4 protein-coding genes are annotated in these 6,085 nt (G+C 72.7%); all 4 read left to right on the top strand.

The window, feature by feature from the left end:
* Positions 1–3,498, top strand: a 3,498-nt coding sequence (mfd, locus tag AB0I76_RS20375) for a transcription-repair coupling factor (protein ID WP_357037610.1), incomplete at its 5' end; no start/stop codon positions are given.
* A gap of 51 nt (positions 3,499–3,549) precedes the next feature.
* Positions 3,550–4,347 (top strand): hypothetical protein, encoded by a 798-nt coding sequence (locus tag AB0I76_RS20370; RefSeq protein WP_357037606.1) that lies wholly within the window; start codon positions 3,550–3,552, stop codon positions 4,345–4,347.
* A gap of 2 nt (positions 4,348–4,349) precedes the next feature.
* The gene (locus AB0I76_RS20365) at positions 4,350–5,333 is read left to right on the top strand and encodes a nucleoside triphosphate pyrophosphohydrolase (protein WP_357037603.1); all 984 of its coding nucleotides are present in this window, start codon (positions 4,350–4,352) and stop codon (positions 5,331–5,333) included.
* A gap of 92 nt (positions 5,334–5,425) precedes the next feature.
* Positions 5,426–6,085 (top strand): DUF885 family protein (locus AB0I76_RS20360; RefSeq protein WP_357037600.1); only part of this gene is annotated, 660 nt, incomplete at its 3' end.

Below are 6,085 nucleotides of genomic sequence, written 5' to 3'. Positions count from 1 at the left end.
GCCGTGGCGGCCGACGAGTCCGGCGGTGGCGCGGGCCGGCCGGTGCTGGCGGTCACCGCGACCAGCCGGGAGGCCGACGACCTCGCCTCTGCCCTGGGCAGCCTGCTGCCTCCGGAGCAGGTGGCGGTGTTCCCCTCCTGGGAGACACTGCCCCACGAACGGCTCTCGCCCCGCTCCGACACCGTCGGCCGGCGGCTGGCCGTGCTGCGCCGGCTGGCGCACCCGGGGTCGGCGGACGCGCACGGCCGCACCGGGCCGCTGCGGGTCGTCGTCGCGCCCGTCCGGTCGCTGCTGCAACCGCAGCTCAAGGGGCTTGGCGACCTGGAGCCGGTACAGCTCGCCGCCGGCGAGGAGGCGGACCTGGAGGAGGTGGCCCGCCGGTTGACCGACATGGCGTACGCCCGGGTCGACCTGGTCACCAAGCGCGGCGAGTTCGCGGTGCGCGGCGGCATCCTGGACGTGTTCCCGCCCACCGACGAGCACCCGTCCCGGGTCGAGTTCTGGGGCGACGAGGTGGAGGAGATCCGCACCTTCGCCGTCGCCGACCAGCGCACCATCGAGGGTGTGCCGCAGCTGTGGGCGCCGCCCTGCCGGGAGCTGCTGCTCACCCCCTCGGTGCGGCAGCGGGCCGCCGCGCTCGGGCAGGAGCACCCGGAGCTGGCCGAGATCCTCGACAAGCTGGCCGAGGGCATCCCGGTCGAGGGGATGGAGTCGCTGGTTCCGGCGCTGCTCGGCAACGAGAGCCTGGAGCTGCTGGTCGACACCATGCCCGCCGGCACCCACGTGCTGCTCTGCGACCCGGAGCGGATCCGCACGCGGGCGCACGACCTCGTGCGTACCTCCGAGGAGTTCCTCCAGGCCAGCTGGGCCGCGGCCGCCGTCGGCGCCCAGGCCCCGGTCGACCTCGGCGCCGCCGCCTTCAAGACCCTCGCCGACGTACGCGCGCGGGCACGTGTCCTGCACCAGCCCTGGTGGACGCTGTCGCCGTTCGGGCTGGCCGAGGCGGACGCGACGCCGGCCCGGCAGCCCTGGGAGGACGAGCCGACCGAGGTCGACGTCACCCCCGACGACGCGATCGCGGTGACCCTGGCCGCCCAGCCCGCCCCGCTCTACCACGGCGAGACCGCGCGGGTGGTCGACGACCTGAAGCGCTGGGCCGGCGAGGGCTGGTCGATCGCGCTGGTCTTCGAGGGCCACGGTCCCGCCCAGCGGGCGGTCGAGGTGCTCCGCGACGCCGGCCTCGGCGCCCGGATGACCGAAGATGTGCCGACGGCCCCCGTCCCGGGTGAGGTGCTCGTCTCCTGTGGCTGCCTGACCTCGGGCTTCGTCGACGAGGCGTCCCGGTTCGTGCTGCTCACCGGCAACGACGTCACCGGCGGGCGGGGCACCTCCACCCGTGACATGCGCAAGATGCCGAGCCGGCGGCGCAACACCATCGATCCGCTGGAGCTGAAGGCCGGCGACTTCGTGGTGCACGAGCAGCACGGCATCGGCCGGTACGTCGAGCTGGTGCAGCGCACCGTCAACGGCGCCAGCCGGGAGTACCTGGTCATCGAGTACGCCGCCAGCAAGCGCGGCCAGCCCGGCGACCGTCTCTTCGTCCCCACCGACCAGCTCGACCAGCTGTCCCGGTACGTCGGCGGCGAGCAGCCCACCCTGCACAAGATGGGCGGCTCGGACTGGCAGAAGTCCAAGGCCCGGGCCCGCAAGGCGGTCAAGGAGATCGCCGCCCAGCTGATCCAGCTGTACGCGGCCCGCAAGGCCTCCAAGGGTCACTCGTTCGGCCCGGACACGCCGTGGCAGCGGGAGCTGGAGGACGCCTTCCCGTGGCAGGAGACGCCGGACCAGCTCGCCGCCATCGACGAGGTCAAGCGGGACATGGAGCAGACCGTCCCGATGGACCGGTTGATCTGCGGTGACGTGGGCTACGGCAAGACCGAGATCGCGGTCCGGGCCGCCTTCAAGGCGGTGCAGGACGGCAAGCAGGTCGCGGTGCTGGTGCCCACCACGCTGCTGGTGCAGCAGCACTACAACACCTTCGCCGAGCGGATGAGCCAGTTCCCGGTGACCATCCGGCAGCTGTCCCGCTTCCAGACTGCGAAGGAGGCCGAGCAGACCCTGGCGATGGCGGCGGACGGCACCGCGGACATCGTCATCGGCACCCACCGGCTGCTCCAGGCGGCCACCCGGTTCAAGTCGCTCGGCATGGTGGTCATCGACGAGGAGCAGCGGTTCGGCGTCGAGCACAAGGAGCACCTGAAGTCGATGCGGGCCTCGGTCGACGTGCTGAGCATGTCGGCCACCCCGATCCCCCGGACGTTGGAGATGGCGATCACCGGCATCCGGGAGATGTCCACCATCGCCACCCCGCCGGAGGAGCGGCACCCGGTGCTGACCGCCGTCGGGGCGTACGACGACCGGCAGGTCGCCGCCGCGATCCACCGGGAGTTGCTGCGGGACGGGCAGGTCTTCTACCTGCACAACCGGGTGGAGTCGATCGACCGGACCGCCCGCAGGCTGCGGGAGCTGGTGCCCGACGCGCGGGTGGCGGTGGCGCACGGCCAGATGGGTGAGGACGCCCTGGAGAAGGTCATGGTCGGCTTCTGGGAGAAGGAGTTCGACGTCCTGGTCTGCACGACGATCGTGGAGTCCGGTATCGACATCCCGAACGCCAACACCCTGATCGTGGAGCGCGCCGACCTGCTCGGCCTGGCCCAGCTGCACCAGATCCGGGGTCGCGTCGGCCGGGCCCGCGAGCGGGCGTACGCGTACTTCCTCTACCCGCCGGAGAAGCCGTTGACGGAGCACGCCCACGAGCGGCTGGCCACCATCGCCCAGCACACCGAGCTGGGTGCCGGCATGTACGTGGCGATGAAGGACCTGGAGATCCGGGGCGCGGGCAACCTGCTCGGCGGCGAGCAGTCCGGGCACATCGAGGGTGTCGGCTTCGACCTGTACGTGCGCATGGTCGGCGAGGCGGTCTCGGCGTTCAAGGGCGAGCGTCAGGAGGAGGAGGTCGACGTCAAGATCGACCTGCCGATCGACGCGCACCTGCCGCACGACTACGTCGGCGTGGAGCGGCTGCGCCTGGAGATGTACCGCAAGCTCGCCGAGGCGCGCGACGACGAGCGGCTGCGCGAGGTCGTCGCCGAGATGACGGACCGGTACGGCGAGCCGCCGGCCCCGGTGCAGAACCTGGTCGCGGTGGCCCGGTTCCGCCTGCTGGCCCGCCGGTACGGCCTCACCGACGTGAGCATGCAGGGCAAGCACATCCGGTTCGGCCCGCTGCCGCTGCCCGACTCGAAGCAGCTGCGGCTCAAGCGCTACCACCCGGACTCGGTCTACAAGCAGGCCACCGACCAGGTCAGCGTGCCGCGCCCGAGCACCCGCCGGGTGGGTGGCGAGCCCCTGCGCGACCAGGCGCTCTTGGAGTGGTGCGCCCAACTGCTCTCCGACGTCCTCGGTGAGCCCGCGGCCCTCGTCGGAGCCGCCCGGTGAGGGGTGGGGGGCGTCACATCAGCGGTGGGATGGCGTGAGAGAGTGACCGTCATGCGTGCTCGCCGTCTTGCCGTCGCCGCCAGCGTCGCGGTCCTCGCTGTCAGCTCACTCGCCGCCTGCGGCCGGTCCGCGCCGGACGTCGCCGCCTACGTCGGGGACATGAGGTACTCCGTCGACCGGGTGGCCGCCATTCATGACGAGGCCCAGACGAGGTACGAGGAGTCGGTCCGCGCCGCCGCCAAGCAGAGCGGCGCGGAGCCGACCCCGGAGCAGCTGCGGCTGAAGGTGGAGCGGGAGGACATCCTCAACCTGCTGGTCGGCATCGACCTCGGCAAGCGGGTCGTCGAGGAGAAGCAGATCCAGGTGAAGGACCAGCTGACCGCGGAGCAGCTCGGTCAGGCGTTGGGCGTGCCGGGCACCGAGTATGCGACGCTCGCCGCCGAGTGGTACGACGTCTACCTGGCGCTGGAGGCCGGGCTGCCGGGAGCCGAGCCGACCGACGACGCGCGCGAGACGCTGTACCAGGCGCTGGTGGACGCCGGCCTGGCCCCGGCCGGCTGGTCGGTCGACGAGCAGCGCCAGAACTTCGCGCAGGCTCCGTTCACCCAGCAGGTCTCCGCGGTGAGCAGCGCGCTCCAGGACGAGGTGGAGAAGCTGGACGTCACCGTCAATCCGCGCTTCCGAGCGCTGGAGATCCCGGCGCTGCTGCAGACCGAGAGCGGCTTCCGGCAGTACAACCTGCCGTACGTCGAGGGCGACAGTGCGGTCACCGACGTCACCACCCCGGATCCGCTGCCGTCGACCGAGCCGACCGAGCCGACTGAGCCGGCCGGGCCGGCCGACAGCTGAGCATGTCGGCGCGGATCGTCCTGCTGGTCACCTCACCCCGGCTGCCGGCCGGGTTGCTGACGGCGGCCGCCTGGGACGTCGTACGCCAGGCTCCGGTGCTGGCCGGGGCGGAGAGTGAGCTGACCACGGCGATCCGCTCGACGGGCGCCGAGGTGACCGTGGTGGACGGTCCGGCGACGCAGGCGTTGCTGGACACGGTGGCCGCGCACGGCACGGCGGTCTGGCTGTCCGGCCCGGCCGGCGACGAGTCCCTGGCGCGGGAGCTGGGGCTGCGGCTGGCCCGCCAGCCCGGCCTGGCCGAGCTGGAGCTGATGTACGGCTCGTGGGACCCGCCCGGCGCGCGCCTCCTCGACGCGGTGGCGGTGATGGACCGCCTGGCGTCGCCGGGCGGCGACCCGTGGAAGCGGGCGCAGACCCACCGCAGCCTCGCCGGATTCCTGCTGGAGGAGTGCTACGAGGCGTACGACGCGATCAGCGCGGGGGACACCGACGCGCTGCGCGAGGAGCTGGGGGACGTGCTGCTCCAGGTGGTGCTGCACGCCCGGCTCGCCGAGGAGCTGCCGGAGGAGCAGCGGTGGACCGTGGACGACGTCGCCGGTGACCTGGTCGACAAGATGGTCCGGCGCAACCCGCACGTCTTCGCCGACGGTGCCGGCGGCACGGTGGAGGAGATCGAGGCGAACTGGGAGCGGATCAAGCGGGCCGAGAAGGCACGGGACTCGGTGCTGGACGGCGTCGCGCTGAGCCAGCCAGCGCTCGCCCTGGCCGCCAAGATCCTGGACCGGGCCGCCCGCGTCGGCCTGGCGGTGCCGCCCCCGCTGGCCGACACCCAGGTCGACGCCGAAGCAAGACTGGGCGCAAGCCTCCTGACCACGGTAGCCGCGGCACGGCAGGCGAACCTGGACCCGGAAGCCGCCCTCCGCCGCGCCACCCTGGCCTACGCCGAGTCCGTCCGCGCCGCCGAACGGTCCACTCCCTCCGGTTGATCAAGGGGTTTGGGCCAGGATCAGCGCGCTCGACGGCGCAAACCCCTTGATCAACGGGGGTGGCTGGGGGGTGGGGCGGTAGGGTCCGACGGGTGGAGGATTTTGGGCCGCTCGCGGAGCGGATAGTCGAGGCTCTGCTCGTCAGTCGGCCGGGGTTGGCCGGCTCGGCCGGGGATCATCGGTACGACGACCGGCTGCCGGACCTCTCGGTCGACGCCGTCGCGGCCGACCGGGCGATGCTGCGGGACGCCGGTGACGCGCTCGCCGAGATCGACCCGGACGCCCTGGCCGTCGAGGAGTCCGTCGACCACGCACTGCTGACCGCGCTGGTGGACCGGGCGCTGTTCGAGACCACCGAGATTCGGTCGTACGAGTGGGACCCGCTGGCGCACAACCCGGGGCCGCTGCTGCACGCGCTGGTGGCCCGCCCGTACGCGCCCGTCGAGGTGCGGCTGGAGAGCCTCGCCGGACGGCTCGCCGCCGTACCGGACGCCCTCGCCACCGCCCGCGCGACGCTGCGGGACATGCCGCGGGTCCACGCCGAGACGGCGGTCGGGCAGTTCACCGGCACGGCGGCGCTGATCCGCGACGAGGTGCCGGCACTGCTCGCCCAGGCGCCGGCCGCTTACGACCGGGTCGAGCCGGCCGCCACGGCGGCGATCGCCGCGTGCGAGGAGTTCGAAGCTGTACGGGGTGACGTGCTTCAACTGCGGGGTGACGAACTTCTGGATCTGGAAGATGCCGTTGCCCTT

This window comes from Micromonospora sp. NPDC049799, assembly GCF_040656655.1.
Taxonomy (GTDB): Bacteria; Actinomycetota; Actinomycetes; order Mycobacteriales; family Micromonosporaceae; genus Micromonospora.
This window is presented reverse-complemented; position numbering and strand designations above follow the sequence as displayed.